We start from the raw sequence: 26,075 nt of genomic DNA, 5'->3' as shown, positions 1-26,075 counted from the left end.
CGGAGGGCGCAGTAGGCTCGGTCCACCACCACTCAGCGACATCCGAGCAGAGGACCCCACGTGATCAGGAAACCCCTGCTGGCCGTCGTCGGCATCATCGCCATCCTGATCGGGCTCCTGTGGGCGGGCCAGGGCTCGGGCATCCTGCCCGGCAGCGTCATGACCGGGGACCCGACCTGGCTCGTGATCGGCCTGATCCTCATCGTCGCCGGCGCGGTCCTGGGCTACCTCAGCACTCGCGGCCGGTCCTGGCGCAACCCGAACGGTCCGCCCGGGCAACACTGACGGCGCCGCCGACAACTCCGCCGGCGGCACCACGTCGGCACGGCCCGCCCCGGCCTCAGAGGTCGTAGAGCACGCGCACCGGCGCGTGGTCGGAGAACCGCGCCTCGTAGGTGGGCGCACGGTCGATCACCGCGTCCTTGGCGCGCTCGGCGAGGGCCGGCGTGGCGAACTGGTAGTCGATGCGCCACCCCGAGTCGTTCGTGTACGCCTGGCCGCGCCAGGACCACCACGTGTACGGACCGGGGCCGTCGCCGCCGAACCGGCGGCCCAGGTCCACCCAGCCCTGCTCGTCGATCCACCGGTCCAGGTAGGCACGCTCCTCGGGGAGGAACCCCGCAGACCGGCGGTTCGTCTTCCAGGCCTTCAGGTCGACCTCGCGGTGGGCGATGTTCAGGTCACCGCCCACCACGACGCACCGGCCGGTGGCGGCAAGTACGCCCATCCGTGCGGTGACGGCATCGAGGTGCGCGTACTTGAGGTCCATCGACGGCGTCCCGGCAGTCCCGGAGTGCAGGTAGGTGGAGACCACGGTGACCGGTTCGCCACCGAGTTCGAGGTCCGCCTCCACCCATCGGCCGACGTCCGGCTCCGGTTCATCGGCGCAGAGCCCGATCCGGACCGCGGTGAACGGCTCACGGGCGGCGACGGCGACCCCGGCCCGACCTTTCGTCGCGCCCTCGGTGTGCACCAAGTGCCAGTCCGGGCCGAGCTGCGCGGCCAGGATCTCGTCCGTGGCCCGGACCTCCTGGAGCAGCAGTACGTCCGGGGCGTGTTCGGTCATCCACTCCCCCATGCCCCGGCGGAACGCGGCCCGGATGCCGTTGACGTTGACCGAACCGATGCTCAGCACGTGACCGACCCGGACAGTCGGGTGCCGTCGGTGATGGTCGCGGGCTCCTCGGCGCGCACCTGCACGTCGCCGACGCAGACGACCCCGGCGCCGAACGTCACGTCCCCGGCGACCTCCAGGCCGGTGCACTCGCGCAGCGACGGCGGCCCCGCCGGGAACCGCGCTTCGAAGTCCGGGACGAGCTTGTAGTGGCCGTCGAGGCGGATCGCCGGCTCGTCGTGCGTGATGACCGAGTTCACGACCGAGTCGTCATCGAGCTCGAACACGTCCGAGCGCAGCAGGAGCAGCTCGTTGGTGGTCTTGACAGGCCGGAATCGGCGTCGCGGCACCAGCAGGGCCTGGGACCCTTCGAAGGCCTCGACCGCCGTGCCCATCGCGGACTCGATCTGGATCACCGGCGTCGAGGAGGAGTCCGAGGGGTCCACGGTCTTGCGGTTGACAACGATCGGCAGGCCGAGCACGCCGTCCCGCTCGTCGAGGAGTCGCTCGAGCACCTCGAGGTCCACCCACAGGTTGTTCGTGTGGAAGTACTGGTGACGGTCGTTGTCCTGGAAGTGGTGGTCCTCGCCGTCGGCGACCATCGCGCTGTCCCGCAGGATCATCCGGCCGTCGCTGCGGCGACGGGCCAGGTGCCCGCCCTTGCGGTCGTTCGCGGTGCGGGGGCAGACCTCGGCCGCGTACGGCACGCCCTGGTCGAACATCCACGCCGCCACGTCCGGGTCGCAGGTGGCGCCGAGGTTGTCCGCGTTGGACAGGAAGACGTACCTGATCCCCTGTGCGCGCAGGGCTCCGAGCAGGCCGCTGCCCTGGAGCGCGACGTAGATGTCACCGTGCCCGGGCGGGCACCACTCGAGCTCGGGGTCGGCCGGCCATTCGACCGGTGCGAGGGTGTCCGCCCGCAGCTTCGGCTCCGCGTTCTGCAGAAAGTCGAGCGGCAGCCCGTCCACGGCGAGGTCCGGGTACTTCTCGAGGATCGCCAGGGATTCGGACCGCGTGCGGAAGGAGTTCATCAGGATCAGCGGGAGCTGCACGTCGTGCTGGGCACGCAGGGCGAGGACCTGGCGGGCGATGATGTCAAGGAACGTGAGGCCGTCTCGCACCTCGAGGGCGGACTTCGGCCCGGTCATCCCCATCGAGGTGCCGAGCCCGCCGTTCAGCTTGATGACGGCGGTGCGTGCCAGGGCGTCGCGGCGCTGCTGCGGGGTGGCTGCGAAGTCGCCGAGCGCCGGGACCTCGCCGAGCGGCTCGATGGTCTCCTCGGGGATCAGGCCCTGCGCACCCGCCGCGAGGTCCCGCCAGTAGTGGGCGAATACGTTGATCGCCCGGGGATCGATGCCCCGCGCCTGCATCTTCGTGATGGCTGCCTGCAACCCGTCCTCAGTCATGGCTCCAACCCTATGACGGGACGACGACGGCGGGTGCCGGGCGTCCATATGGCGCCCGGCACCCGCCGTCGTCGTGGTTCGTGGCCGCCAAGCGGCCAGGCGTCAGCCGACGCGGCGCTCCGCGGCCTCGACCGCGTTGCGGAACAACAGTGCGATCGTGGTCGGGCCCACGCCGCCCACGCGCGGGGTGATCGCACCGGCGACCTCCTCGCAGGACTCGTCCACGTCCGGTAGCAGGCGCTTGCCCTCGTAGCGGACCCCGCCACCGATCACGGTGACGCCCGGGGTGAGGTGTTCGGGCTGGAGGATTCCGGGCACGCCGGCGGCCGCGATGACCACCTCGGCGCGCCGGGTGTAGTCGGCCCAGTTCGGGACCCCGGTGTGCACCACGGTCACGGCCGCGTTCGCCGTCGGGCGCTTCTGGCTGAGCAGCAGGGCGAGCGGCCGCCCGAGCGTGGTGCCGCGGCCCAGGATGCACACCTCTCGCCCCGCGATCGGAATCTCGTAGTGCGCGAGCAGCGCCTCGATCCCGGCCGGGGTGCACGGCACCGGTCCCGGCATCCCGAGGGCGAGCCGACCCATGTTGACCGGGTGCAGCCCGTCCACGTCCTTGTCCGGGTCGAGCGCGAGCAGGGCGGCGTCGAAGTCGATCTGCGGCGGCGTGGGGTGCTGCAGCAGGACGGCGTCGACGTCGGCCGCGTCGTTCATGTCGCCGATCGCGGCGAGCACGTCCGCCTGGGTCGCGTCGGCGCCGAGGTGGATGTGCGGGGAGGTCAGGCCGAGGGAGGCGGCCTTCTCCTGCTTCATCCGGATGTACCCGGCGCTGGCGGAGTCGTCCCCGACGAGGATCGTGCCGAGGCCCGGTGTGTGCCCGGCGGCGATGAGCGCGTCGATCCGCGGGCCGAGTTCGGCGAAGACCGCATCGGCGACCGGCTTGCCCGGCAGTAGGCGCGCGCTCACTGCTGCAGGCCGGGGTAGAGCGGGAACGCATCGGTGAGGGCCTTGACCCGGGCACGCGCGGCGTCCAGATCCGCCCCGGTGCCGGCGGCGAGCACGCCACCGATGATGTCCGCCACCTCGGTGAACTCGGCCTCGCCGAACCCGCGGGAGGCGAGCGCCGGGGTGCCGATCCGCAGGCCGGAGGTGACCCGCGGGGGCCGCGGGTCGAACGGCACCGCGTTGCGGTTCACGGTGATCCCGGCGGCGTGCAGGAGGTCCTCGGCCTGCTGGCCGTCGAGGTCGGAGTGCCGCAGGTCCACCAGCACCAGGTGCACGTCGGTGCCACCGGTCAGCACCGAGACCCCGGCGGAGCTGACGTCGGTGGCGGTGAGCCGCTCGGCGAGGATCTGCGCGCCGGCGATGGTCTGGCGCTGCCGCTCGGCGAACTCCTCACCGGCCGCCACCTTGAACGCGACGGCCTTGGCCGCGATGACGTGCATCAGCGGTCCGCCCTGCTGGCCCGGGAACACGGCCGAGTCGAGCTTCTTGCCGAAGGTCTCCTTGTCACGCGAGAAGATCACCCCGGAGCGCGGGCCGCCCAGGGTCTTGTGCACGGTGCTGGAGACCACGTGGGAGTGCGGGATCGGGTTCGGGTGCAGGCCCGCGGCCACGAGACCGGCGAAGTGCGCCATGTCCGTCCACAGGTACGCGCCGACCTCGTCCGCGATCGAGCGGAACGCCTCGAAGTCGAGGTGGCGGGGGTAGGCGGACCAGCCGGCGATGATCACCTGGGGCCGGGCCTCGAGCGCCTTGGCCCGCAGCGCGTCGTAGTCGATCCGGTGGGTCTGCTCGTCGACGCCGTAGGAGGCGACGTTGTAGAGCTTGCCGGAGAAGTTGATCTTCATGCCGTGGGTGAGGTGACCACCGTGGGCGAGCTGCAGCCCGAGGATGGTGTCACCCGGCTTGATCAGCGCGTGCAGGACGGCGGCATTGGCCTGGGCCCCGGAGTGCGGCTGGACGTTGACGTACTCGGCGCCGAACAGTGACGAGGCCCGCGAGATCGCGAGGTTCTCGGCGATGTCCACCTGCTCGCAGCCACCGTAGTAGCGGCGGCCGGGGTACCCCTCGGCGTACTTGTTCGTGAGCACCGACCCCTGTGCCTGGAGCACGGCGCGCGGTACGAAGTTCTCGCTCGCGATCATCTCGAGAGTCTCGCGCTGGCGGGTCAGTTCCCCCTCGAGCACGGCGGCGATCTCGGGGTCGAGCTCCGCGAGCGACTGGTCGCGGACAGGGACGGTGGACGTGGGCTGGCTCATGCTTCCTCCGCAGGCGATGCAGTGATGGGTCTCATCGGATCACTCCAGGCCCAGGCGGGCGACCTCGAGTCGAACTACTGCATCGCTCCCCGGTGGTGATCCACCTCTGCGCCAGTCGCGATGGGTCCAGCCTAGCAAGGCCGAACGCGGGTGCGTCCAGTGTGTCCGGACCAGGCGCGAGGATCTGTCGAGAGATCGGCCGGGCTCGTCCGGCTCGACCCGTTCGGGGCAACGACTCCCGTCCCGGCGGGCTCAGGCCTCCGCCGGCGAGGAAGTGGCCCCGTCCCGCTCCTGGTCGCCGGTCTCGCCGGTCTCCATCTCACCGAGGATCTTGCGCAGGTAGGCATAGGTGAGGTCGCCGGCGTTCTGGTCGTACTGGTGCTCGAAGCCGTGCTTGGCGTAGAGGGAGAGGTTCTGCTTGGAGTCCTGCCCGGTGAACACCCACACCTCGTTGGTCTGCTCCGGCAGGTAGCCGAGGACCGACATGAGCAGCTGGGTCCCCAGACCCTGACCCTGCAGGTCCGGCACCACCGCGAGACGGCCGAGCAGGGCTCGGTCCTCCTCGAGGCCGACCCGCACCGAGCCGACCAGCCGCGGGCCGATCCACGCGCCGAGCGTGACGACGTCCGCCCGCGCCAGGTCCTCGCGCAGCTCGTCGAACGTCTGCGTCAGGGCCGGGATGTGCGGGTCGTCGTACAACTGCGCCTCGGTCACGAACGCGGCCCGCCGCACGGTCAGCAGCTCGCCGGCGTCCTTGTCCTCGACGACGTCGATCCTCAGCTCGTCCATGCCCCCATCCTTCCACTGACTCCCGCCCGTGCGAACCCGAACCGCCCAGGGCGGACTAACCTCGCCGTGTGACGATCGCAGCCCCCGAGCACTGGGTCCTGACCCTTTCCTGCCCCGACCGAGCCGGGATCGTGCACGCCGTCGCGGGTGTGCTCGCCGCCAACGGCGGCAACATCACCGAGTCCCAGCAGTTCGGTGACGCGGGCACGGGGCTGTTCTTCATGCGCGTGCAGGTGGAGTCCGCGACCGCGAAGGCGGACCTGGAGTCCGCGCTGACCGAGGTCGCCGAGGCGTTCTCGATGACGTGGACCCTTGACCGCGTGGGCCGCCCGGTGCGAACCGTGGTGATGGTCTCCACCGCGGCGCACTGCCTGAACGACCTGTTGTTCCGCGAGCGCGAGGGCCGGTTGCCGATCCAGGTGGTGGCCGTGGTCTCCAACCACACCGAGCTGGCGCCGACGGCGCAGTTCTACGGTGTTCCGTTCCACCACATCCCGGTCACGAAGGACACCAAGCCCGCCGCCGAGCGCGCGCTGCTGGACCTGGTCGGCGAGCTCGACGCCGAGCTCGTCGTGATGGCCCGCTACATGCAGATCCTCTCCGGTGACCTGTGCCACGCGCTCGAGGGCCGGATCATCAACATCCACCACTCGTTCCTGCCGAGTTTCAAGGGGGCGCGGCCCTACGCTCAGGCGCACGACCGTGGCGTCAAGCTCATCGGTGCCACGGCCCACTACGCCACCGCGTCCCTGGACGAGGGGCCGATCATCGAGCAGGACGTGGAGCGCGTCACCCACGCCGACGACGCCGCCGAGCTGGTCGCGATCGGCCAGGACGTGGAACGGCGGGTGCTCGCCCGCGCGGTGCGCTGGCACGCCGAGCACCGGGTGCTGGTGGACGGGCACCGCACGGTCATCTTCCGCTGAACGGCGCCACCCGCTCCAGGGTGGCTGCGGCTCAGCGGGTACAGCACGAACGCCCCGCCGGTTCGGCGGGGCGTTCGTCACTGTTGAGCCATCGTCGACGGCGGTCGGTCGCCGCCGCGGGTAGGACTCGCCGTCTACGGGCGGTACTCGCCCGGGCGCGGGCCGGAGTCGGAACCGGGCGCCGGGTAGCCGCCGGGCGGGGTGACGCCGGGCGGGGTCACGCTGCCGGCCGAACCGGAGTACGCGGTCGGGTCGAAGTTGCCGCCAGCCGTGAACGACGCGGCCTTCTTGGCCTTGTTGTAGGCCACGAGCCCGCGGATTCCGACGATCAGGCCGGCCAGCATGAAGTACCACGGGAAGTAGTACCGGCCCCCGGTCGAACTGCTCGCCGCAATCCCGAAGCTGATGGCGAACACCAGCACCGCGGCGGCGAGAATGCCGAAGCCGATCAGTGCGGAGTTGCGAGCCTTCTTGACCTCCTCCTGGGCCAACGCCGCGGAGGCCGTCCCGGAGGCTCCGTAGGGCGAGGCACCCGCGGGCGCGGACGAGCCGGGACCGTAGGCCGGGCTCGAGCCGGGGCCGTAGGCCGGGTTCTGCCCGAGGGGCGCACCGTAGCCCGGGTTCTGCCCGGTCATGCCGGCGGCCGAGCCCGCGGCATCGTCGACCCAGTAGTTCCAGCCCGCCGGCGCCGGCGGCCACGCCGGGTCCGGCTGCCAGCCCTCGGGCGGGGTGAAGTTCGGCGGGACCTGCCACCCCGGCGGGGCGTTGAATCGTTGGCTCATGCGGAGCAGCCTAGGGCAACCGCGGGGCCACGCCGGTCAGTGTCCATGGGGACCGATGCCCATCTCGGTGCCCACGCCGCGTCGGTGACCACGCGCACCCGAAGGCCGCTCACCTGGCGAACCGGAGCGTGCAGATCTGGAACGGCCGGAGATCGACCGTGACGCTTCCGTCGGCGGTCTGCGTGAGCACGCCGGACCCGTCCCCGCGGGGGCGTTCGAGCAGGTCGGTCTCGGTGACCGACGTCACCGCGAAGTCCGCCGTGATTGCTGCCCGGGCGCGGCCGCCGAGGGACTCGTACAGGCGCACGATGACGTCCCCGCTGCCGTCCTCCGCGAGCTTGACGGCCTCGATGACCACGGCGTCGTTGTCGGTGCGCACCAGGGGCGCGACGAGGGCGCCGGAGCCGGTGACGGTGCGCACGGGCAGGTTCATCCGGTACCCCTCGCGCACGGAATCGGCGATGCCCGCGCCCGGGCGGATGCTCGAGCGCAGCACGTGCTCGCCCTGGTCCGCATCCGGATCGGGGAACAGCGGGGCGCGCAGCAGCGACTGCCGGACCACGGTGATCGGACGGCCGGCCGGGTCGAGGTCGGCGCGGATGTCATGGCCGTACGTCTGGTCGTTCGCGACGGCGACCCCGTAGCCGGCCTCACCGACGTGCACCCAGCGGTGTGCGACGGTCTCGAACCGGGCCGCGTCCCAGGAGGTGTTCGTCGCGGTGGGCCGGTGGATGTGCCCGAACTGGATCTCGGAGGTGGCCCGCTCGGCCTGGACGTCGATCGGGAACGCGAGTTTCAGCAGCTTCTGGCGCTCGTGCCAGTCGACCTCGGTGGTGATCTCCAGGGAGCCATCGATCAGCGCGAGCCGCTGGGTGATGGTCGAGGAACCGAACCGACGGCGGATCACCAGTCGGGCGGTCGTCGCGCCATCGCCGTCGGGCTCGGCGACGATCTCCTCCGCGGTGTCGAGGTCGCGCACCACGTGGCGGTAGTGGGCGTCGATGTCCCAGGCGTCCCACTCGTTCGGGATGTCCCGGTGCACCTGGAGCAGGTTCGCGGCCATCCCGGCGGGCACCACCTCGCGGTCGGCGGTGAGGTCACGCAGCGAGGTGACCAGGCCGCGCGGGTCCACGACCACCCGAAGGTGGGCGTCACGCAGGACCCAGCCCTCGCCGTCGGGCTCGATGGTGGCGCCGGCGGGCCCCACCGAGTCACCTACCGCCGCACCGCCGAGGGCCGGCACACCGGCCCGCGGGAACGGCCCGGCGTTCAGGGCGATCCGATCGTCGCCGGAGCCGGCCAGGTGACCGAGGGCAGTGCCGATCAGGGCCTCGAGCTCGGCCTCGACCAGGGCGTAGTTGCGCTCCGCCTCGCGGTGCACCCAGGCGATCGACGAGCCGGGCAGGATGTCGTGGAACTGCTGCAGCAGGACCAGGCGCCAGATCCGCCGCAGGGCATCGGCCGGATAGTCGGCCCCGGTTCGCACCGTGGCCGCCGTGGCCCACAGCTCCGCCTCGCGGAGCAGGTGCTCGCTGCGCCGGTTGCCGGCCTTCGTGCGGTGCTGCGAGGTGTAGGTGCCGCGGTGGTACTCGAGGTACATCTCGCCGGTCCAGGTGGGCGGGTCGGCGTACTCCGCGCGGGCCTGCGTGAAGAAGGCCTCCGGGGTGGACAGCGTCACCTTCGGCGAGCCTTCCAGGTCCGCGGTGCGCCGGGCCGCGGCGAGCATCTCGCGGGTGGGTCCGCCGCCGCCGTCGCCGTAGCCGTAGGGCAGCAGCGAGGAGTTCGCCCGGCCCTTCTCGGCGTACTGGCGCTGCGCCTTGGCCAGTTCCGCGCCGTTGATCATGGAGTTGTAGGTGTCCACGGGCGGGAAGTGGGTGAAGATCCGGGTGCCGTCGGTGCCGGCCCATTCGAAGGTGTGGTGCGGGAAACGATTCGTGTCGTTCCAGGAGATCTTCTGGGTGAGCAGGAACTCCTTGCCGCTCGCGCGTGCGATCTGCGGCAGGGCCGCGGTGTAGCCGAAGGAGTCCGGCAGCCAGACCTCTTTGGGCTCCACCCCGAACTCGTCGATGAAGAACTGGGTGCCGGCCACGAACTGGCGGGCCAGCGCCTCACCGCCGGGCATGTTGGTGTCCGACTCGACCCACATCCCGCCGACCGGGATGAACCGGCCCTCGCGGACCCGCTCGGCGATCCGGCCGTACAGCTCGGGGTAGAACTCCTTCATCCACGCGTACTGCTGCGCCGAGGAGCACGCGAACGTCACGTCCGGGTCGGCGTCCATCAGGTTCAGCACGTTCGAGAAGGTGCGGGCGCACTTGCGCACGGTCTCCCGGACCGGCCACAGCCAGGCCGAGTCGATGTGCGCATGCCCGACGGCGTGCAACCGGTGCGCGCTCGCGTTCGCCGGTGCGGCCAGCACGTCGACCAGTCGCTCACGGCCGATCGCTGCCGTACCGGCCAGGTCCTCGGGGTCGACGGCGTCGAGCATGTCCTCCAGCGCCCGCAGGATCTGCGCGCGCCGGGGTGAGGTGGCCGGCAGCTCGAGCATCAGGCCCTGCAGCGCCTCGACGTCCTGGGTCAGTTCCCAGACGTCGACGTCCAGCAGCGCCAGGTCCGCGGCCCGCAACTCGTAGATGGGATCGGTGCCGGCGGTGGCCTTGTCCCCCATCGGGGTGGGCTTGATCCACTGCCCGTTCGGCACGTCCGGGTTCGCGGCCGCCTCGACGTAGAGGTCCACCCAGTCCCCTGGCGCCACGTCCAGGGGCAGGTAGTGGTTGCGGGGCTCGAGGCCCTTGAGGAGCACCCCGTCGGGGGACCAGATCGCCCCCTCGGTCTGGAAGCCGGGGCCGGCGCCGGAGAAGCCCAGATCGACCAGCAGTTCCAGCCGGACGGCACCGGCGCCGTGGGCGAAGAGATCCTGCGTCCACTGCTCGGGCACCTGCCCGCGCAGGTGGAACCAGACCGTGCTCCACGGCCGGCCCCACGCGCTGCCGATCTCGAACGGGGTGTAGGTCTGGCTGAGCGCCTCGGCGAACGGCACCGGTTCGTCCGGGACCTCCCAGGCGGTGACGGTCAGCGGGGTACGGGAGCGGTAGCCGGCGGTCTCGAGGCGTTCGGCGACGAAGCGGCGAAGGCGGTGCTCGGTGCGGGCGGTGGTGTCATGCACGGCGGATTCTGACTCCGATGTCGGGGGCGGACGTGACCACCGACAACCGTAGTCCGCTCTGCGCTGTGCCCATACATGCCCGTACCGCCGCGTGGCACAGACCGCTGGGCGGGCACCGGTGGTATCAATGGCCTACGTCACCTTCCGCCAGGGGGAGAGAGCAGGAGCAAACGTGTCCGAGTCGCCAACCAATCTCGTCTCCAACCTCGCCAAGGGGGCCTGGTACTACCTGGCGCTGCGCGGGGCCGTCGCGATCGTCTTCGGGATCCTCGCCCTGGTCTGGCCGGACAAGGTCCTGACCGCGTTCGTCCTGCTGCTGGGCATCTTCTGGGCCGTCGACGGCGTCCTGGCGATCGTCCACGGCATCCGCACCCGGGGTACGCCCGGAGCCGGCTCCGAGATCTTCTTCGGGATCCTCGGCGCGGTCGCCGGCGTGTTCCTCATCGTGCAGCCGGACGTGGGGGCCACGATCCTGCTCATCGTCGCCGGTGTCTGGGCCATCATCGGCGGGCTGATCCTGGTCATCTCAGCGGTGCGTGGCCGCAAGAGCCTCGGGGCGGCGTGGACGCTCGGGCTCGCCCTCGGCGTGATCACCCTGGCGTTCGGCATCTTCCTGGTGGCCGCCCCGGACGTCGCCGCCACCACCTTCGGGATCCTGCTCGGCATCTATGCCCTGCTCGCCGGCATCGTGCTGGTGATGATCGGCCTGAGCGTGCGCGCCGTCGGCCGCTCGGTCGAGACACCCGCCCCGTAGCGCAGGACGCCCGTCCAGCAGCAAGGACGACGGCGCCCGTCCACCCGCGAGGTGGGCGGGCACCGTCGGGCGTTCCGCGGGTCAGGCCACGCTCAGATCAGCCCCAGCCCCTTGACGGCGTCGCGCTCCTCCGTGAGCTCGGCCACCGAGGCGTCGATCCTGGCGCGGGAGAACTCGTTGACGTCCAGACCCTGGACGATCTCCCAGGCGCCGCCGGCGGAGGTCACCGGGAACGAGGAGATCAGGCCCTCGGGGACGCCATAGGAGCCGTCCGAGGGGATCGCGGCGGAGGTCCAGGAGCCCGCGGGGGTGCCGTTGACCCAGTCGTGGACGTGGTCGATGGCGGCGTTCGCCGCGGAGGCTGCGGAGGACGCACCGCGCGCCTCGATGATCGCGGCGCCGCGCTTGGCGACGGTCGGGATGAACGTGTCCTCGAGCCAGGCCTGGTCGTCCACGACCTCGGTGGCCGGGCGGCCGCCGATCTGCGCGTGGAAGATGTCCGGGTACTGGGTCGCGGAGTGGTTGCCCCAGATCGTCAGGTTCCTGATATCGCTGACGGCGGCGCCGGTCTTCGCGGCGAGCTGGCTCAGCGCCCGGTTGTGGTCCAGGCGGGTCATCGCGGTGAACCGCTCCGCCGGGATGTCCGGGGCATTCGCCTGCGCGATGAGGGCGTTGGTGTTCGCCGGGTTGCCGACGACGAGGACGCGGATGTCATCCGCCGCGCCCGCGTTCAGGGCCTTGCCCTGCGGCCCGAAGATGCCACCGTTCGCCTCGAGCAGGTCGCCGCGCTCCATGCCGGGGCCGCGCGGGCGCGCGCCCACGAGCAGCGCCACGTTGGCTCCCTCGAAGCCCGCCGTCGGGTCATCGAAGATGTCGATGCCGGCGAGCAGGTCGAACGCACAGTCGTCCAGCTCCATCGCGGTGCCCTCGGCAGCCTTGACCCCCTGCGGGATCTCCAGCAGGCGCAGCTTCACCGGAGTGTCCGGGCCGAGCAGCTGCCCGGAGGCGATGCGGAACAACAGGGCATAGCCGATCTGGCCGGCGGCCCCCGTGACCGTCACGTTGACGGGCTGAGTCATGGTCGAACTCCTGTCTTGGTCTGGTGACCAGGAGTGCGGGGTGAGGCGTTCGAGGAAGAGCGCGAGCGCGTCGGGGAACTCCTGGGCGGTCTGCCACCGGTCGCGCCGACCCGCAACGGAGCGGGCGGCCGGCATGCGCCACCAGATTACTCGACATCGAGATACCGGGCGCCGTCAGCCTCCACGTTCAGCGGACTCCCAGCCCGGGGTGAGAGGCTAGGCCCCGATCACGCCCTCTCTCGACGGGATACCCATGACCAGCACCACGATCGTTGACGACACCGACCACGACGAGGCGGACGACGTGTACGTCTCGCAGCGGCCCCGCTCGCTGGGCGAACGCCTTGGTGCCGAGTTCGTCGGCACCTTCATCCTCGTGTTCCTCGGCCTCGGCCTCGCGGTCTACGGGGGGATCCTCTTCAACGCCGACCAGGTGGCCGAGGCGCTCGCCTGGGGCGTGGCACTGATGGCCGCGATGTCCATGTTCGTGTACATCTCGGGCGGCCACTTCAACCCCGCGCTGTCTCTCGGAGCCGCGATCACGGGCCGTCTGTCCTGGTCAGCGCTCCTGCCTTACTGGGTGGCACAGGTCGCCGGTGGCGTCGCCGCCGCCGCGTTGCTGTTCATCACGACTCCCGCCGAACTGCCCACGCAGTTGCAGCTCAGCTCGGTGCGGGCCCTGTTCGCACAGTCCGCGAGCGGCTTCGGCGAGAACTCGACCTTCGCCCGCGCCTCCACCGGGGCGATCAGCACCACGATGCTGCAGGTCCTGATCGTCGAGGTCGTCGCCACCGCCCTGTTCGTCGCGGTCGCACTGGCCGCCACCAGGCGCGCCTCGTCCGCACGCCCGGGCTACTCGGCGGCGATCGTGACCGGCCTCTTCTACGGTGTGCTCTCGGTGGCCACTGCGTTCGTGGCCGGCGGCGCGATGAACCCCGCCCGCGCCACCGCGATCGCGGTCTTCTCCGAGAGCTGGGCACTCGGTCAGGTGTGGCTGTTCTGGGTGGCACCGCTGCTCGGCGGGGCCATCACCGCGCTGCTGTTCACGGTGTTCGCGCCCGAGCCCCTGCCAGTCGCCGAGTACGACGACGAGGACTACGAGGACGAGGACGACGACGAGGAATACGACGAGGTCGACAACACCGATGAGGAGGCGGTCACGCACGGCGCCGCGTCGGTCACCCTCGAGGAGACGACCGATGGCGCCGACGAGGTCGTCAACTGGACCGAGGTCGACGAGGACGAGGACGAGGCCGAGGCCGAGGCCGACCAGGCCGACGACACCGAGGACGAGCACGACGGCGACGACGGGGCGCAGGCGCCCGAGGGCACCACTCGCCCCTGATCGCTCTGACCGCCGGACTAGAGGCCGGACGCCGGACGCACGCACCACGGAGCGTGCGTCCGGCGTCGGGCCGGCACGCCGCGCGTGGGTGTCAGGTCAGATGGCCCCACCCGGCGCGGTGACGGCGAACACGGCCATCGCCAGGCCCGTGACCACCAGGAACACCACGTCGAAGCCGCGCGAGCGTGCCGAGATGCCGTAGGGACCGGGCCGGGGCGCGACGGCACGGACGAACGCCAGCACCACGAGCTCGGCGGCGAACATGACGGACGCCGCTCGCGCGCCGATCAGGAACGACGACGCCACGATCAGGACCATCGCGAGCAGCGCCACCCACATCACGGCGTGGCTGCGTGGCTGCGCCGGGATCGGCACGTCGGCCGGCGCGCTCGTCGGAACTGTCACAGATCCGAGCGTACCCGCCAGCCCTCGAACACCGTCGCTGGCGGGAGGAGCAGCATGTGGACAACGCCCGACCGCGACGTGGGCAACGATGACGTCGGCGAGATGAACGTCACCGCGCCGCGCGCCCTGGCGGTCGAGGTGCTCTCGCCGTCCATCCGGCGCAAGGACCTGGTGCTCAAGCGCTCGAAGTACGAGGACTGCGGGGTGCAGTCGTACTGGATCATCGACCCGAGGGCGCCGTCGCTCGTCGCGCTCGACCTGGTCGACGGCGGCTATGTCACCAGCGCGGACGTGGCCGGCGACGAGCGCGCGGTACTTCACCGGCCGTTCGTCGTCGACGTGGTCCCGGCGGACCTCGTCCGGCCGGCTCCCTGACCCGCGACCGGTCAGCGCAGATCAAGCCGCATGAGCACGCGCGGGAACCCGTTGAGCACCGACGTCGTGTCCGCGGCCTTCACGAAGCCGGCCTGCTCGAAGAGCGCGCGGGTGCCGACGTACGCCATCGTGAGGTCCACCTTCTTCCCGTCGTTGTCCACCGGGTAGCCCTCGATCGCCGGTGCGCCGTGGCCGCGGGCGAACTCCACGGCGCCGCGGAGCAGGTCGTGCGAGATCCCCCGCCCGCGGTACCCGGGCCGGACCCGGATGCACCACACGGACCACACGTCCACGTCGTCGACGTGCGGGATCCTGCGGTTGCGGGCGAAACTCGTGTCCGCTCGCGGATGGACCGCGGCCCATCCGACGACGTCGCTGCCGTCGTCGTAGGCGAGAACCCCGGGCGCCGGGTCCTGCCGCACGAGCTGCGCAACTCGCTCACCACGCGCGGGGCCGGCCAGCGCGAGGTTCTCCTTCGACGGGATCCGGTAGCTCAGACACCAGCAGACGTTGGCGTCGGGCCGCTTGGGGCCGACCAGCGTCCGGACGTCGTCGAAGGATGCCGCGGGACGGATCTCGATCGCCATCGGTCGATCGTGCCACCAGGAGCGGACACTCGCGCTGAGCCGCGGACGGCGGCGGTACCGTGGGGTGCGTGAGTCACACCACCGGCCGGCGGCCGAACCGGATCGTGGTTGTGGGTGCCGGGCTGGCGGGGCTCCGCACCGTCGCCGAGTTGCGCGCGCAGGGTTACGCCGGGCACCTGATGCTCCTGGGGAACGAGGGCATGCCCCCCTACGACCGCCCGCCGCTGTCCAAGGAGCTCCTCACCCGCACCAGCCCGCTGTGGCTGGCGGACGACCTCGGCTACGACCTGAGCTCCCTCGCTGACGAGATTCGCCTGGCTGCGCCGGCCGCCGGGCTGAGCCGTACCGGCGACGGGCCGGTCGTACACCTGTCCGACGGCGCCGATCTCGCCGCGGACGCCGTGGTGGTGGCCACCGGGTCCAGGCCGCTGCGTCCGCATGGCTGGGATCACGCCCTGGTCCTGCACGGCGCGAGCGACGCCGACGCGCTGCGGGCCACGATCACGCCCGGCGCGCGGCTCGTCGTGGTCGGCGCCGGGTGGATCGGTGCCGAGGTGGCCGGCGTCGCCGCGGCCGCGGGCGCCGCGGTGACCGTGCTCGAGGCGGGGCCCACTCCCCTGGGCCGCCAGCTGGGTCCCGACCTGGGCAGACGTACCACCGCGTGGTACGCCGAGGCCGGGGTGGACCTGCACACCGACGCCACCGTCGCCCGGGTGGAGGCCGACGGCGTGCACCTCGCCGATGGCCGCGCGTTCGCCGCGGACGTGGTGCTGTGCGCCATCGGTGCACGCCCGGCCACCGAATGGCTCGGGAATGCCGTGACCCGGGAGGCCTCCGGGCACCTGCGCGTCGACGCGGGCGGCGCCTCGGCCACGCCCGGGGTGTGGGCGGTCGGGGACGTGGCGGCCCGGCCGCACCCCACCCTCGGCCGGGTACCCGGCGGGCACTGGTCCGCCGCCCTGAGCGACCCCGCGCCGCTGGCGCGCGCCCTGCTCGGCATCGACGACGACGGGACGCCGGAGCCCGCACCGTACGTGTACTCGACGCAGCTCGGGCACCACCTGACCGTGTTCGGGCGCCTCCACGGCACGGACGGTGCGCCCGTGCGCCTCCTCGACCGCGGTGACGTCGACGCTGGCCCGTGGACCACCCTGGCGCTGGAGGATGACGCCCTCGTCGGCGCGGTCATCGCCGACGCCCCCCGCGAGGTGGCCGCCGTCCGCAGACTGCTCAGCGGCACCGACCTGGCCCGGCTCGACCCCGTGCTCGCGGCGGACCCGACCACCAAGCTGCGCTCCGCCGTCGTGCCCTGACACCCCGACGAACGCGCCGCCCGAGGCCCGCGATCAGTGGGCGAAGTGCCGGGTGCCGGTGAGGTAGAGGGTGACGCCGGCGGTCTTGGCCGCAGCGACGACCTCCTCGTCGCGCACCGATCCGCCGGGCTGGACCACGGCGCGCACGCCGGCGTCGAGGAGTACCTGCAGACCGTCGGCGAACGGGAAGAACGCGTCCGAGGCGGCCACCGCGCCGCGTGCTCGATCCGCTCCGCCGGCCCCGTCGAGGTCGGCGTTCGCACGCTCGACGGCGAGGCGGCAGGAGTCGACTCGGTTCACCTGGCCCATGCCGATGCCGACGGACGCGCCGGCGTTCGCGAGCAGGATGGCGTTGGACTTCACGGCCCGTACCGAGCGCCACGCGAACTCCAGGTCCGCGAGGGTGGCATCGTCGGCCGCTTCGCCGGTCGCCAGGGTCCAGTTGGCCGGGGCGTCGCCGTCGGCGTCGATGAGGTCCGCGTTCTGCAGCAGCATGCCGCCGGAGATGTCCCGCAGGCCGCCGCCGGAGGGCGCGGAGGCCACCGTGAGCAGACGGATGTTCTTCTTCCGGGTCAGGATCTCCAGGGCCGCATCGTCGTATCCCGGCGCCAGCACGACCTCGGTGAAGACGTCCTTGACCTGGTTCGCCATCGCCTCGGTGATGACCTGGTTCGAGGCGATCACGCCGCCGTACGCGGAGACCGGGTCGCACGCGTGCGCCTTGGCGTGGGCGTCGGCGATGTCGGTACCGACGGCGATTCCGCACGGGTTGGCGTGCTTGATGATCGCGACGGTCGGGGCGTCGCCGTGGTCGTGGGCGGCACGCCACGCGGCATCGGCGTCCACGTAGTTGTTGTAGCTCATCTCCTTGCCGTGCAGCTGCGTCGCGCCGGCGAGGCCGGGCTCACCGAACCCGTCGGTGTACAGCGCGGCGCGCTGGTGCGGGTTCTCCCCGTAGCGCAGCACCGCGGTGCGGTCCCACGTGGCGCCGACCCAGCCGGGGAAACCGGAGCCCTCGTCGTCCGGGGCCACGACGTTGCCGATCCAGGACGCGACGTGCACGTCGTAGGTGGCGGTGTGGCGGAACGCGTCCGCGGCGAGGCGCTGCCGCTGGGCAAGGCTGAACCCACCGCCCTGCGCGGCGGCGATGACCTCGTCGTAGCGGGCCGGGTCCACCACCACAGCGACGCTCGGGTGGTTCTTCGCGGCGGCGCGCACCATGGACGGACCGCCGATGTCGATCTGCTCGATGCACTCGTCCGGGCTGGCGCCGGAGGCGACGGTCTCCGTGAACGGGTACAGGTTCACGATGACCAGGTCGAACGGCTCGATCTCGAGGTCGGCAAGCTGCTGGACGTGGTCGGCCTTGCGCCGGTCGGCGAGGATCCCGGCGTGCACCCGCGGGTGCAGTGTCTTGACGCGGCCCTCGAGGCACTCGGGGAAGCCGGTCAGGTCCTCGACCCGCGTCACCGGGACCCCGGCGCCCTCGATCACGCCGGCGGTGGAGCCGGTGGAGACGAGCGCGACACCGGCGGCGTGCAGCGCGGTCGCCAGTTCGGGCAGGCCGGCCTTGTCGTAGACCGAGACGAGGGCGCGGCGCAGAGGAATGAGATCGGTCATGGGCGTGAACTCCTGGTTCGAATGGTCCGAATGGCGCGACCCTGCGACGGGTCGCTCGACGATGATGTGCACCACCGCGGCACCCAGGCGATCGGTGCGCTACAGATTCGATCCTTCGGCCGCTCCCAGGTGGTGCTCCACCTCTGACGCCAGTCACGACCGCGGCCAGTCTAGCGCCCGACGGCGGCGGCTCGCCCGGGTGGGTCGGTCGCCGATCCCTGTCGCGAGCCGGCCGCTCCCTGGTAAAGTCTTGGTCAAGACTCATTCGAAGGTTGGCCGGACGAAGGAGTACGGACATGTCGAAGACCCCATCAGCGTGGTACGTGCGGGCGTGGCGGGCCATCCGCGGCTTCGTCGCCGAGATGTTCGCTCCGAGCGAGCCGACCGACACGATCGCGAGGAACCAGGCCCATGTCCACCCCCGCATCGCGTTGCGGGGCCGGACGATGAACGGCGGTTACGGGCCGTAGTCCGCTGCAGTTCATGTCGACGATCGAGACCGACCGCCTCACGATCCGGCATCCGGTCGAGGTTGATCGCGACCGCTTCGTCGCGATGTTCACCGACGAGGCGTTCACCGTCTTCTCCGACGGCGTGCACGACGCGGTGTCCGCCAACGCGCGCTTCGACGGGATGCTGCTCCTGGTCGACGCCGTCCCGTACGCCAAGCAACCGGTGATCGAGCGGGCGACGGGCGCGATCGTCGGCTACACCGGCGTCGGCACGGCCGTGGTCGACGGACTCGACCGGCTCGAGTGGGGCTGGCGGTTCGTGCCCGAGGCGCGCGGCCGCGGGTACGCCACCGAGGCGACGACGGCGTTGCTCGCCAGCGCCGATCGGATCGCCGATGGCGAGCTGCTCTGCCTGATCGATCCCCGGAACGCGGCCTCGCGTCGAGTCGCGGACAAGGTCGGATTCCGCTGGTGGAAGCACATCGACTGGCTGGGCGATCCGAACCAGCCGACCGACGTGCTCACTCGGCCGATCGGCTCCGGCGGCCCCGCACTGCTCGCGCCCACCTGAGGCGGCCGGCGTCGGCCGTCGAAGCCGGCGTCAGCCGTCGATGACGAAGCGTCGGCCCTCGACCCGCCACGGGTGGCGCGCCAGCCGTCCGGTGTACTCCACGAGCTGGACGCGCTCGGCGACCTTGATCCGCTCGGTCAGGGACTCCTCGGTATCGTCATCGAGCACTGGGACCGCGCACTGGGCGATGATCACGCCGGTGTCCACGCCCTCATCGACGACGAACAGCGTCGCTCCGGCCAGCTTCACCCCGTAGGCAAGCGCCTCCCGCGGGCCGTGGATGCCCGGGAACGCGGGCAGCAGGGCGTTGTGCGTGTTCAGGTACCGTCCGCCGAACTCGGCGAGGAACCGGGCGCCGACGAGCTTCAGGAAACCCGCGGAGATCACCAGGTCGGGTGCATGCTCGGCGACGGCGTGGGTCAGGGCCGCGTCCCAGGTGTCCCGATCGGGGTGGTCGCCAAGGCGCTCGACGAACGTCGGGATGCCCGCTGCCCTGGCGATGTCGAGCCCGGCGCAACCGGGGCGGTCCGCACCGACGGCCACGACGGTCGCGCCGTAGCCCGGGTCGGCCGCCGCCTCGAGCAGCGCGGCGAGGTTCGACCCGCCGCCGGAGATGAGGACCACGACCCGGGTGGGGCCACGGCCTGCGTGAACGTCTGATCCGGCGTGGGCGGGCGTGGGAGTGGACACAGCGTCCGACTGTAGTCCGTGCGGATGTGGGGGTGGCGAGCGCGGGCCCGTGATCTGGGAGAATGGACACTGGTCGTGGCCGCTGGACGCCGGAGGAGGGTCGGATGAGCAATCCCTATGCCCCGCCGGACCCGTCGCGGCCGAAACCGGACCCGGATCGGCACAGCGCACGACCACCCGGCCTACCGTCGGCTGCCCGCATCGGGACGGATCGAGGGGCCGAGCCGCCCCGGCCGGCACCGACACCCGAACAGCTCATCGAGATCAGCCGCTCGGTCATGTTCTTCGGCCTGCTGCTGCTCGCCGCAGTGCTCACGTCAGGACTGCCGATCCCGTGGCAGGTGGCGGCCCCGGTGTTCGCTGCCGGCGCCATCGTGGTGGGCCTGCGCACCCTTGGCCGGATCCGGCGGGCCGGCGTGCGCGGCATGATCTCGGTGTTCCTCACCGGCGGCATGGTGCTGTCCGCGCTGATGCTGTTCTCCTCGGTCACACTGCTCTCGCTGTGGCCGGCCCAGGTGGAACGCCAGCAATGTCTCGACTCGGCGCTGACGATCGCGGCCCAGGACCGGTGCGAACAGCAGTTCAGCGAGGCGGTGGCCGAGCGCTACGGCACCGACGGATCCGGCGGCTGAGGACTTCGCGGGCGGTCAGGACCGCTCGTCGGGGCGGACCTCGCCCCACCAGGACCGCACCACACCGCGCAGGGCACGGAAGGCGCCGGCCGTGGTCGGGTGTGCGAGGACCACCACCACTGCCGCTCCGAGCAGCACCTGCCAACCGACGGCGACGGCCACCACGACGGCGTCGGCCCCGACGACCGCCATCCGGCCGGGCCCGATCCCGCCCGAGCCGGCACCGACCGCGACGGCCACGACGGCGGCGGCCAGCGCCACGGCCACCACGACCGCGGCGAACGAGCGGGGTAGATCCTCCTCCGCGGCGGCCCGGTGCAGCCACCACCCGACGGCCGCGCCCACGAGCACCCCGAACACGACCACGAGGCCGAGCTCGCCGAGGAGGCTGCCGGGCTCTGGCAGCGAGCCGAGCACCGGCACCACCGGGAGCGGCCCGGCGTCTATGCCGGTCGGGGCGAACGCCGTCCCCTCCCCCACCGAGAACCCCGGGCCGGCCAGGTACGCGAGCGCCCACATCATCAGCGTCGGCACGAGCAGCAACTGCGCGAACACGGCGATCACGGTGCTCACCCCGTCGGTGTGCAGACCCGCCTGGAGCTCGAGGATCCGGTCGAACGAGACGACGACCGCGGCCACGACGGCTGCCAGCGACAGGACCGCCAGGGCCACCAGAATCCGCACGCCGGCCCGCAGCCCCAGGACGAACCAGTCCGGGACCGCCTCGGCGAGCCGGGTCACGGCGTCGGGCAGCCGCGGGTACCGGCCGCGCTGACCGAGCAGCGACCCGGCCACGGCCACCGCGAGCGCACCGGCGAGAGCCCGGGCTCCGCCGTCGACCCCCGCGAACGCGACGAGCAGACCGGTGACGGCGACATACGTCGCCGACGCGATCAGCAGCGCCGCCCACCCGGTGAGCTGGGCGCGGCGCACCGCGGCCGACACCAGGAACACCGACAGCGCAGTGACCCCGATCGGGACCAGACTGATCTGCAGGCCGCCGGCGGAGAGCAACGCCCCGTGGCCGAGCAGCCACACCGCGGTGCCCACCCGGGCCGCCTCCAACCAGCCGGCCTCACCGAGCGCCGGCGCCGCGGCCGTCGCCACGTACGCGGCCACGGCCGGGATCACGAGCACCAACCATCCGAACAACACGGCCTCCGCGCCCGCGAGCAGCCCGCGCACGGAGTGCTCCGGCAGCCGGAACGTCGGGCGACCGCCGCTGCCATAGGCCTCATGCTCGATGACGCGCGGTGGGATCGTCGGCGGGCGGGTGGTGGTACTCATCGCCTCCCATGGTCACCCGGATCGGCCCGCGGAGGCCGTTCGGCGCGCGGGTGAGTCAGGAACTCGTGAGGATCACGAGTTCCTGGGTGGCGCGTGTCATCGCCACGTAGCGGTCGACCGCACCCTCGATCCCGGTGCCGAACGACTCCGGGTCGATGAGGACCACGAGGTCGAACTCGAGGCCCTTCGCCAGCTCCGGGGGCAGCGCCCGGACCCGGTCCCGGCCGGGTCGGCCGATCGGCCCGGTTCCGATCACGCAGGCGATCCCCTCGGCATGGTCGGCGAGCCAGCCGTCCAGGATCTCCTCGAGCTCACCTATGTCGCCGTGTCGCACGGGCGTGCCGGTGCTGCGGATCGAGGTCGGCACGTTCGCGTCCGGGAGTACCGCGCGGATCACCGGTTCGGCCTGCCTCATGACCTCCTCGGGCGTGCGGTAGTTGATGGTCAGCGAGGCCAGGTGCATCCGGTCGAGCCCGATCCGGTCCAGGCGCTCCCGCCAGGACTCGGTGAAGCCGTGCCGGGCCTGGGCCCGGTCCCCGACCACGGTGAAACTGCGGGAGGGGCACCGCAGCAGCAACATCTGCCACTGTGCATCGGTCAGTTCCTGTGCCTCGTCCACGACGATGTGCGCGAACGGCCCAGCGAGCGGATCGGCGACCACGTCGGTACCCACGGCACTGGAGTCGACGAGCTTGTCGCGCATGTCGTCCACTCGCAGCATCTGCATGACGCCCATCTCGCTGTCGTCGGTGGCGATGAGGTCCTCGACGACGTCGTCCATGTGCGCGCGTTGCTCGGCAAGCGCCGCCTCGCGCAGGCGGCGGCGGCGCGAGGCCGCCGGGTCCCCGAGGCGCAGGCGGGCAGCGTCCAGGAGCGGGAGGTCTGCCTCGGTCCACGCCTGAGGCTCGTCGCGCTGCAGGCTCCGGATCTCGTCCCTGCTCAGCCACGGGGCGCTCAGGCGCAGGTACGCGGGGACGGACCAGAGGTCGCCGACGATGTCCGTCGCCTCGAGTGTGGGCCAGGCACTGGTCAGGGCGCCGCGCAGGTCGGCGCTACGGCGCAGCGCGGTGCGCACTGCCTCGACGTCCTCCTCACCGTCGTAGGAGTCGAGCAGGATGTTGAGCAGTTCCTCGAAGATGTCCTCGCGGGCCTCGTTGTGCGGCGTGGTCTCATCGCGCGCGGCGAACGCCTCCGCCCAGGCGTCCGGGCTCACCCGGAAGTCGGCCCATTCGGTGTTCACCACCACGGCATCGGCCGGGGGCTGCTCGTAGAACGCGACGGCCCGCTCAATCGCGCCGACCATCTCGGCCGACGACTTCAGGCCGGCGACGTCCGGGTCCGTCTCGGCGCGCGCCGCGGGCCCTTCGGGCACCAGGTCGCGGATCGTGGCGGTCTGCACGCCCTCCTCGCCGAGGCTCGGCAGGACGTCGGACACGTAGGCGAGGTAGGGCTGGTGGGGGCCGACGAAGAGCACGCCACCGCGTCGGTGGCCGAGCCGGGGGTCGGAGTAGAGCAGATAGGCGGTGCGGTGCAGGGCGACCACCGTCTTGCCGGTGCCGGGACCGCCGTCGACGACGAGGGCGCCGTCCGATCCGGCCCGGATGATCGCGTCCTGGTCGGCCGCGATGGTGCCGAGCACGTCCCGCATCCGGGGCGATCGGCTGCTGCCCAGGCTCGCGATGAAGGCGGACTGGTCATCGAGGGCGGGATTGCCGTCGAGCCCTTCGATGCCTGCACTGCCGTCGCTGGTGAAGACCTCGTCCCAGTAGTCGGTGATCCAGCCGCCCGTCCAGCGGTAGCGGCGACGGCTGGTCAGGCCCATCGGGTTGGCGTGGGTGGCGCCGAAGAACGGTTCGGCGGCCGGTGAGCGCCAGTCGACCAGCAGGCGCCGGCCGTCGCCGTCGGTGAGTCCGAGCCGGCCCACGTATACGGGGGTGGTGGCCGAGCCGGCCGGGCCGGCCGGGCCGTCGATGGCGACCATGCGCCCGAGGCACAGGTCGAGCCCGAACCGCCGGAGCAGACGCAGCCGGGCCGTGAGCCGGTGGATCTCCTGGTCCCGCTCGAGGGCGGCCTGGCCGCTGCGACCCGGGGACCGCCGGGCGACGTCGAGCCGGTCGGAGAGCTCTGCGATCTGTTCGGCGAGGGTCGCCTCGATCGCTGCGAAGTGTCGTTCGTCGGCACCGATGAGGGCCTCGTCGGCTTTCGCGCTGAGGCGGTCGGGAAGGTCGAAGGCGCTGGTTCGCAAGGGATTCATGCCCGTCACTCCAATCTGAGGTTGGTCACCTTAGATCGGAAATTCGCGCCTCATGAGGCCGCGCGAATTCTGTTATAAATGAAAGGGCAGGGAAGGTGCGGTGGTCCGCGTGAGCAGCGTTGGTGCTGCACCACCCACGCGGACCGCGGGCTCAGCCGCCGAGCAGGTCGCGCGCGAGCGCGGCGGTCTCACTCGGGGTCTTGCCGACCTTCACGCCTGCGGCCTCGAGGGCCACCTTCTTGGCCTCGGCGGTGCCGGACGAGCCGGACACGATCGCGCCGGCGTGGCCCATCGTCTTGCCCTCCGGGGCCGTGAAGCCGGCCACGTAACCGACGACGGGCTTCGTGACGTGCTCGGCGATGAAGGCCGCGGCCCGCTCCTCGGCGTCGCCGCCGATCTCACCGATCATGACGATGACCTTGGTCTCCGGGTCCGCCTCGAACGCCTCGAGGGCGTCGATGTGGGTGGTCCCGATGATCGGGTCGCCGCCGATGCCGATGGCCGTGGAGAATCCGAACTCCCGGAGTTCGTACATCATCTGGTAGGTGAGCGTGCCGGACTTGGATACCAGCCCGATCGGGCCGGCGCCGGCGATGTTCGCCGGGATGATGCCGACGTTCGAGCGTCCGGGGCTGATCAGGCCGGGGCAGTTCGGGCCGACAAGTCGCACGCCCTTGCTGGCCGCGTAGTTGTAGAAGACCGCCGTGTCGTCGACCGGCACGCCCTCGGTGATGATGACCACGAGCGGCACGCCGGCGTCGATGGCCTCGATCACCGCGTCCTTGGTGAACGCGGGCGGGACGAAGATCACCGACACGTCGGCGCCGGTGGTGGCGACGGCGTCGGCCACCGTGCCGAACACGGGCACGGAGGTGGTGGTGCCGTCGACGTCGAAGTCGACGGCGGTGCCGGCCTTGCGGGGGTTCACGCCGCCGACGATGGTGGTGCCGGAGGCCAGCATCCGGGTGGTGTGCTTCTGACCCTCGGACCCGGTCATGCCCTGGACGATGACCTTCGAGGTCTCGTTGAGGAAGATCGCCATGTTCTCAGTTGTCTCTTCTGCGTCTCGTAGGTTCTCGGGGGCTCAGCTGTTCGCCAGTTCGGCGGCCTTGTCGGCGGCGCCGTCCATGGTGTCCACGACGGTGACCAGCGGGTGGGCGGCGCGGGCGAGGATCGCCCGGCCCTCCTCCACAGCGTTGCCGTCGAGGCGGACGACGAGCGGCTTGTTCTCCTTGTCGCCGAGGATCTCGAGGGCCTGCACGATGCCGTTCGCGACCTCGTCGCAGGCGGTGATGCCACCGAAGACGTTCACGAAGACGCTCTTGACCTGCGGGTCGTTCAGGATGACGTCGAGTCCGGCGGACATCACCGCGGCGGAGGCACCGCCCCCGATGTCGAGGAAGTTGGCGGGCTTGACGCCGCCGTGCGCCTGCCCGGCATAGGCGACGACGTCCAGGGTGCTCATCACGAGGCCCGCACCGTTGCCGATGATGCCGACCTCGCCGTCGAGCTTGACGTAGTTGAGGCCGGCGGCCTTGGCCTTCGCCTCGAGCGGGTCGGCAGCGGCCTTGTCCTCGAGCTCGGCGTGGTCGGCGTGCCGGAAGTCGGCGTTCGTGTCAAGGGTGACCTTGCCGTCAAGCGCCACGATGTCCCCGGCGCCCGTCTTGACGAGCGGGTTCACCTCGACCAGCGTGGCGTCCTCCTCGCGGTAGACGGTCCACAGTTTCTGGATGGCGGCGGCGACCTTCGGGGCGACGTCGGCGGCGAAGCCGGCGGCCGCGACGATCTCATCGGCCTTGGCCTGGTCGATCCCGACCTGCGGGTCGACGGGCACCCGGGCCAGCGCCTCCGGACGCTCGACCGCGAGTTCCTCGATCTCCATGCCGCCCTCGACGCTGGCCATGGCCAGGTAGCGGCGCTCGGAGCGGTCCAGCAGCACGGAGAAGTAGTACTCCTCCGCGATGTCGGCGCCCGCGGCGATCATGACCCGGTGCACGGTGTGGCCCTTGATGTCCATGCCGAGGATCTCCGACGCACGGTCGGCCGCCTCCTGCGCGGACTTCGCCACCTTGACACCGCCGGCCTTGCCGCGGCCACCGATCTTCACCTGCGCCTTGACGACCACGACCCCGCCGGAGTCACCGAGCAGCTGCTCCGCCGCGGCCCTGGCCTCCTCGGGTGTGGTGGCGACGATGCCGCCCAGCACGGGTACGCCGTGCTTCTCGAACAGATCTCGTGCCTGGTATTCGAACAGGTCCACCTGCGTCGCGCCC

Annotated in this window: 25 protein-coding genes and 2 riboswitches; of the genes, 9 read left to right on the top strand and 16 right to left on the bottom strand. The window is 71.6% G+C overall.

Going from position 1 to position 26,075, the window contains the following annotated elements:
- Positions 1-60 precede the first annotated feature (60 nt).
- On the top strand, positions 61-285 hold the full coding sequence (locus tag HALOF300_RS15205; protein WP_197522590.1) for a hypothetical protein: 225 nt from the start codon (positions 61-63) through the stop codon (positions 283-285).
- Positions 286-340: 55 nt separating this feature from the next.
- On the opposite strand, the gene HALOF300_RS15200 is transcribed toward HALOF300_RS15205, so the two are convergent.
- The 5 genes from HALOF300_RS15200 to HALOF300_RS15180 form a co-directional block, all read right to left on the bottom strand.
- The gene (locus tag HALOF300_RS15200; RefSeq protein ID WP_156741777.1) at positions 341-1,135 is read right to left on the bottom strand and encodes an exodeoxyribonuclease III; all 795 of its coding nucleotides are present in this window, start codon (positions 1,133-1,135) and stop codon (positions 341-343) included.
- Entirely contained in the window at positions 1,129-2,520 is a 1,392-nt protein-coding gene (locus HALOF300_RS15195; RefSeq protein ID WP_156741776.1) for a UTP--glucose-1-phosphate uridylyltransferase, read from the bottom strand. Before HALOF300_RS15195 ends, HALOF300_RS15200 begins: the two co-directional genes overlap by 7 nt.
- Positions 2,521-2,622: 102 nt before the next feature.
- Positions 2,623-3,480, bottom strand: a complete 858-nt coding sequence (locus HALOF300_RS15190; RefSeq protein WP_156741775.1) for a bifunctional 5,10-methylenetetrahydrofolate dehydrogenase/5,10-methenyltetrahydrofolate cyclohydrolase — start codon at positions 3,478-3,480, stop codon at positions 2,623-2,625.
- Positions 3,477-4,775 (bottom strand): serine hydroxymethyltransferase, encoded by a 1,299-nt coding sequence (glyA, locus tag HALOF300_RS15185; protein ID WP_156741774.1) that lies wholly within the window; start codon positions 4,773-4,775, stop codon positions 3,477-3,479. The genes HALOF300_RS15190 and glyA overlap by 4 nt, the downstream gene beginning before the upstream one ends.
- A gap of 41 nt (positions 4,776-4,816) precedes the next feature.
- A riboswitch (ZMP/ZTP riboswitch) is annotated at positions 4,817-4,904 on the bottom strand.
- 123 nt (positions 4,905-5,027) lie between these two features.
- Positions 5,028-5,564, bottom strand: coding sequence for a GNAT family N-acetyltransferase (locus HALOF300_RS15180; RefSeq protein ID WP_156741773.1), 537 nt, complete (start codon positions 5,562-5,564; stop codon positions 5,028-5,030).
- Positions 5,565-5,632: 68 nt separating this feature from the next.
- Here HALOF300_RS15180 and purU point away from each other — a divergent pair, with 68 nt between their 5' ends.
- Positions 5,633-6,490 (top strand): formyltetrahydrofolate deformylase, encoded by an 858-nt coding sequence (purU, locus tag HALOF300_RS15175; protein ID WP_156741772.1) that lies wholly within the window; start codon positions 5,633-5,635, stop codon positions 6,488-6,490.
- A gap of 134 nt (positions 6,491-6,624) precedes the next feature.
- On the opposite strand, the gene HALOF300_RS27545 is transcribed toward purU, so the two are convergent.
- Both HALOF300_RS27545 and HALOF300_RS15165 read right to left on the bottom strand, forming a co-directional pair.
- Positions 6,625-7,272 carry a hypothetical protein gene (locus tag HALOF300_RS27545; protein ID WP_156741771.1) on the bottom strand — a complete coding sequence of 216 codons (648 nt, stop codon included), beginning with the start codon at positions 7,270-7,272 and terminating at the stop codon, positions 6,625-6,627.
- A gap of 109 nt (positions 7,273-7,381) precedes the next feature.
- Positions 7,382-10,438 (bottom strand): alpha-mannosidase, encoded by a 3,057-nt coding sequence (locus HALOF300_RS15165; protein ID WP_156741770.1) that lies wholly within the window; start codon positions 10,436-10,438, stop codon positions 7,382-7,384.
- Positions 10,439-10,610: 172 nt separating this feature from the next.
- Between HALOF300_RS15165 and HALOF300_RS15160 the strand changes: the two genes are divergently transcribed.
- A complete protein-coding gene (locus HALOF300_RS15160) occupies positions 10,611-11,192 on the top strand; it encodes an HdeD family acid-resistance protein (RefSeq protein WP_197522589.1) in 582 nt (193 codons plus the stop codon).
- 92 nt (positions 11,193-11,284) lie between these two features.
- On the opposite strand, the gene HALOF300_RS15155 is transcribed toward HALOF300_RS15160, so the two are convergent.
- A complete protein-coding gene (locus HALOF300_RS15155) occupies positions 11,285-12,271 on the bottom strand; it encodes a malate dehydrogenase (protein ID WP_156741768.1) in 987 nt (328 codons plus the stop codon).
- Between the two features lie 253 nt (positions 12,272-12,524).
- On the opposite strand from HALOF300_RS15155, the gene HALOF300_RS15150 reads away from it, so the two are divergent.
- Positions 12,525-13,616: an MIP/aquaporin family protein gene (locus HALOF300_RS15150; RefSeq protein ID WP_156741767.1), complete on the top strand. Its 1,092-nt coding sequence runs from the start codon at positions 12,525-12,527 to the stop codon at positions 13,614-13,616.
- A gap of 96 nt (positions 13,617-13,712) precedes the next feature.
- Here HALOF300_RS15150 and HALOF300_RS15145 read toward each other — a convergent pair whose 3' ends face one another.
- Positions 13,713-14,021, bottom strand: a complete 309-nt coding sequence (locus tag HALOF300_RS15145; protein ID WP_156741766.1) for a DUF3017 domain-containing protein — start codon at positions 14,019-14,021, stop codon at positions 13,713-13,715.
- 54 nt (positions 14,022-14,075) lie between these two features.
- Between HALOF300_RS15145 and HALOF300_RS15140 the strand changes: the two genes are divergently transcribed.
- On the top strand, positions 14,076-14,396 hold the full coding sequence (locus HALOF300_RS15140; RefSeq protein WP_156741765.1) for a Uma2 family endonuclease: 321 nt from the start codon (positions 14,076-14,078) through the stop codon (positions 14,394-14,396).
- 11 nt (positions 14,397-14,407) lie between these two features.
- Here the strand turns inward: HALOF300_RS15140 and HALOF300_RS15135 are convergent, their stop codons facing one another.
- Positions 14,408-14,983 carry a GNAT family N-acetyltransferase gene (locus HALOF300_RS15135; RefSeq protein ID WP_156741764.1) on the bottom strand — a complete coding sequence of 192 codons (576 nt, stop codon included), beginning with the start codon at positions 14,981-14,983 and terminating at the stop codon, positions 14,408-14,410.
- Positions 14,984-15,051: 68 nt separating this feature from the next.
- On the opposite strand from HALOF300_RS15135, the gene HALOF300_RS15130 reads away from it, so the two are divergent.
- Positions 15,052-16,296: an NAD(P)/FAD-dependent oxidoreductase gene (locus tag HALOF300_RS15130; protein WP_231955421.1), complete on the top strand. Its 1,245-nt coding sequence runs from the start codon at positions 15,052-15,054 to the stop codon at positions 16,294-16,296.
- Positions 16,297-16,329: 33 nt separating this feature from the next.
- Here the strand turns inward: HALOF300_RS15130 and purH are convergent, their stop codons facing one another.
- Positions 16,330-17,916, bottom strand: coding sequence for a bifunctional phosphoribosylaminoimidazolecarboxamide formyltransferase/IMP cyclohydrolase (gene purH, locus HALOF300_RS15125; RefSeq protein WP_156741763.1), 1,587 nt, complete (start codon positions 17,914-17,916; stop codon positions 16,330-16,332).
- Positions 17,917-17,990: 74 nt separating this feature from the next.
- Positions 17,991-18,083, bottom strand: a riboswitch (ZMP/ZTP riboswitch).
- A gap of 129 nt (positions 18,084-18,212) precedes the next feature.
- On the opposite strand from purH, the gene HALOF300_RS15120 reads away from it, so the two are divergent.
- Together HALOF300_RS15120 and HALOF300_RS15115 are read left to right on the top strand one after the other, a co-directional pair.
- Entirely contained in the window at positions 18,213-18,386 is a 174-nt protein-coding gene (locus HALOF300_RS15120; protein WP_156741762.1) for a hypothetical protein, read from the top strand.
- 13 nt (positions 18,387-18,399) lie between these two features.
- The gene (locus tag HALOF300_RS15115; protein ID WP_156741761.1) at positions 18,400-18,939 is read left to right on the top strand and encodes a GNAT family N-acetyltransferase; all 540 of its coding nucleotides are present in this window, start codon (positions 18,400-18,402) and stop codon (positions 18,937-18,939) included.
- A 30-nt stretch (positions 18,940-18,969) separates the two neighbouring features.
- Here HALOF300_RS15115 and purN read toward each other — a convergent pair whose 3' ends face one another.
- Positions 18,970-19,629 carry a phosphoribosylglycinamide formyltransferase gene (gene purN, locus HALOF300_RS15110; RefSeq protein ID WP_156741760.1) on the bottom strand — a complete coding sequence of 220 codons (660 nt, stop codon included), beginning with the start codon at positions 19,627-19,629 and terminating at the stop codon, positions 18,970-18,972.
- 104 nt (positions 19,630-19,733) lie between these two features.
- Between purN and HALOF300_RS15105 the strand changes: the two genes are divergently transcribed.
- The gene (locus tag HALOF300_RS15105; protein WP_156741759.1) at positions 19,734-20,261 is read left to right on the top strand and encodes a UbiA prenyltransferase family protein; all 528 of its coding nucleotides are present in this window, start codon (positions 19,734-19,736) and stop codon (positions 20,259-20,261) included.
- A 15-nt stretch (positions 20,262-20,276) separates the two neighbouring features.
- Here HALOF300_RS15105 and HALOF300_RS15100 read toward each other — a convergent pair whose 3' ends face one another.
- From HALOF300_RS15100 to sucC, 4 genes are all read right to left on the bottom strand, one after another.
- Complete coding sequence (locus HALOF300_RS15100) at positions 20,277-21,548, bottom strand: cell division protein PerM (RefSeq protein WP_156741758.1); 1,272 nt, start codon at positions 21,546-21,548, stop codon at positions 20,277-20,279.
- 55 nt (positions 21,549-21,603) lie between these two features.
- Entirely contained in the window at positions 21,604-23,802 is a 2,199-nt protein-coding gene (gene helR, locus HALOF300_RS15095; RefSeq protein WP_156741757.1) for an RNA polymerase recycling motor ATPase HelR, read from the bottom strand.
- 151 nt (positions 23,803-23,953) lie between these two features.
- Positions 23,954-24,844 (bottom strand): succinate--CoA ligase subunit alpha, encoded by an 891-nt coding sequence (gene sucD, locus HALOF300_RS15090; RefSeq protein WP_154793006.1) that lies wholly within the window; start codon positions 24,842-24,844, stop codon positions 23,954-23,956.
- Positions 24,845-24,886: 42 nt separating this feature from the next.
- The gene (sucC, locus tag HALOF300_RS15085; RefSeq protein WP_154793005.1) at positions 24,887-26,062 is read right to left on the bottom strand and encodes an ADP-forming succinate--CoA ligase subunit beta; all 1,176 of its coding nucleotides are present in this window, start codon (positions 26,060-26,062) and stop codon (positions 24,887-24,889) included.
- Positions 26,063-26,075 lie beyond the last annotated feature (13 nt).

The organism is Occultella aeris (assembly GCF_902703175.1).
Taxonomy (GTDB): Bacteria; Actinomycetota; Actinomycetes; order Actinomycetales; family Beutenbergiaceae; genus Occultella; species Occultella aeris.
This window is presented reverse-complemented; position numbering and strand designations above follow the sequence as displayed.

Coding starts and splice junctions, on each gene's coding strand:
- HALOF300_RS15195 (WP_156741776.1), bottom strand. CDS start 2,520: ATGACTGAGGACGGGTTGCAGGCAGCCATCACGAAGATGCAGGCGCGG.
- glyA (WP_156741774.1), bottom strand. CDS start 4,775: ATGAGCCAGCCCACGTCCACCGTCCCTGTCCGCGACCAGTCGCTCGCG.
- HALOF300_RS15180 (WP_156741773.1), bottom strand. CDS start 5,564: ATGGACGAGCTGAGGATCGACGTCGTCGAGGACAAGGACGCCGGCGAG.
- HALOF300_RS27545 (WP_156741771.1), bottom strand. CDS start 7,272: ATGAGCCAACGATTCAACGCCCCGCCGGGGTGGCAGGTCCCGCCGAAC.
- HALOF300_RS15155 (WP_156741768.1), bottom strand. CDS start 12,271: ATGACTCAGCCCGTCAACGTGACGGTCACGGGGGCCGCCGGCCAGATC.
- HALOF300_RS15150 (WP_156741767.1), top strand. CDS start 12,525: ATGACCAGCACCACGATCGTTGACGACACCGACCACGACGAGGCGGAC.
- HALOF300_RS15140 (WP_156741765.1), top strand. CDS start 14,076: ATGTGGACAACGCCCGACCGCGACGTGGGCAACGATGACGTCGGCGAG.
- HALOF300_RS15135 (WP_156741764.1), bottom strand. CDS start 14,983: ATGGCGATCGAGATCCGTCCCGCGGCATCCTTCGACGACGTCCGGACG.
- purH (WP_156741763.1), bottom strand. CDS start 17,916: ATGACCGATCTCATTCCTCTGCGCCGCGCCCTCGTCTCGGTCTACGAC.
- HALOF300_RS15120 (WP_156741762.1), top strand. CDS start 18,213: ATGTCGAAGACCCCATCAGCGTGGTACGTGCGGGCGTGGCGGGCCATC.
- HALOF300_RS15115 (WP_156741761.1), top strand. CDS start 18,400: ATGTCGACGATCGAGACCGACCGCCTCACGATCCGGCATCCGGTCGAG.
- HALOF300_RS15105 (WP_156741759.1), top strand. CDS start 19,734: ATGAGCAATCCCTATGCCCCGCCGGACCCGTCGCGGCCGAAACCGGAC.
- HALOF300_RS15100 (WP_156741758.1), bottom strand. CDS start 21,548: ATGAGTACCACCACCCGCCCGCCGACGATCCCACCGCGCGTCATCGAG.
- helR (WP_156741757.1), bottom strand. CDS start 23,802: ATGAATCCCTTGCGAACCAGCGCCTTCGACCTTCCCGACCGCCTCAGC.
- sucD (WP_154793006.1), bottom strand. CDS start 24,844: ATGGCGATCTTCCTCAACGAGACCTCGAAGGTCATCGTCCAGGGCATG.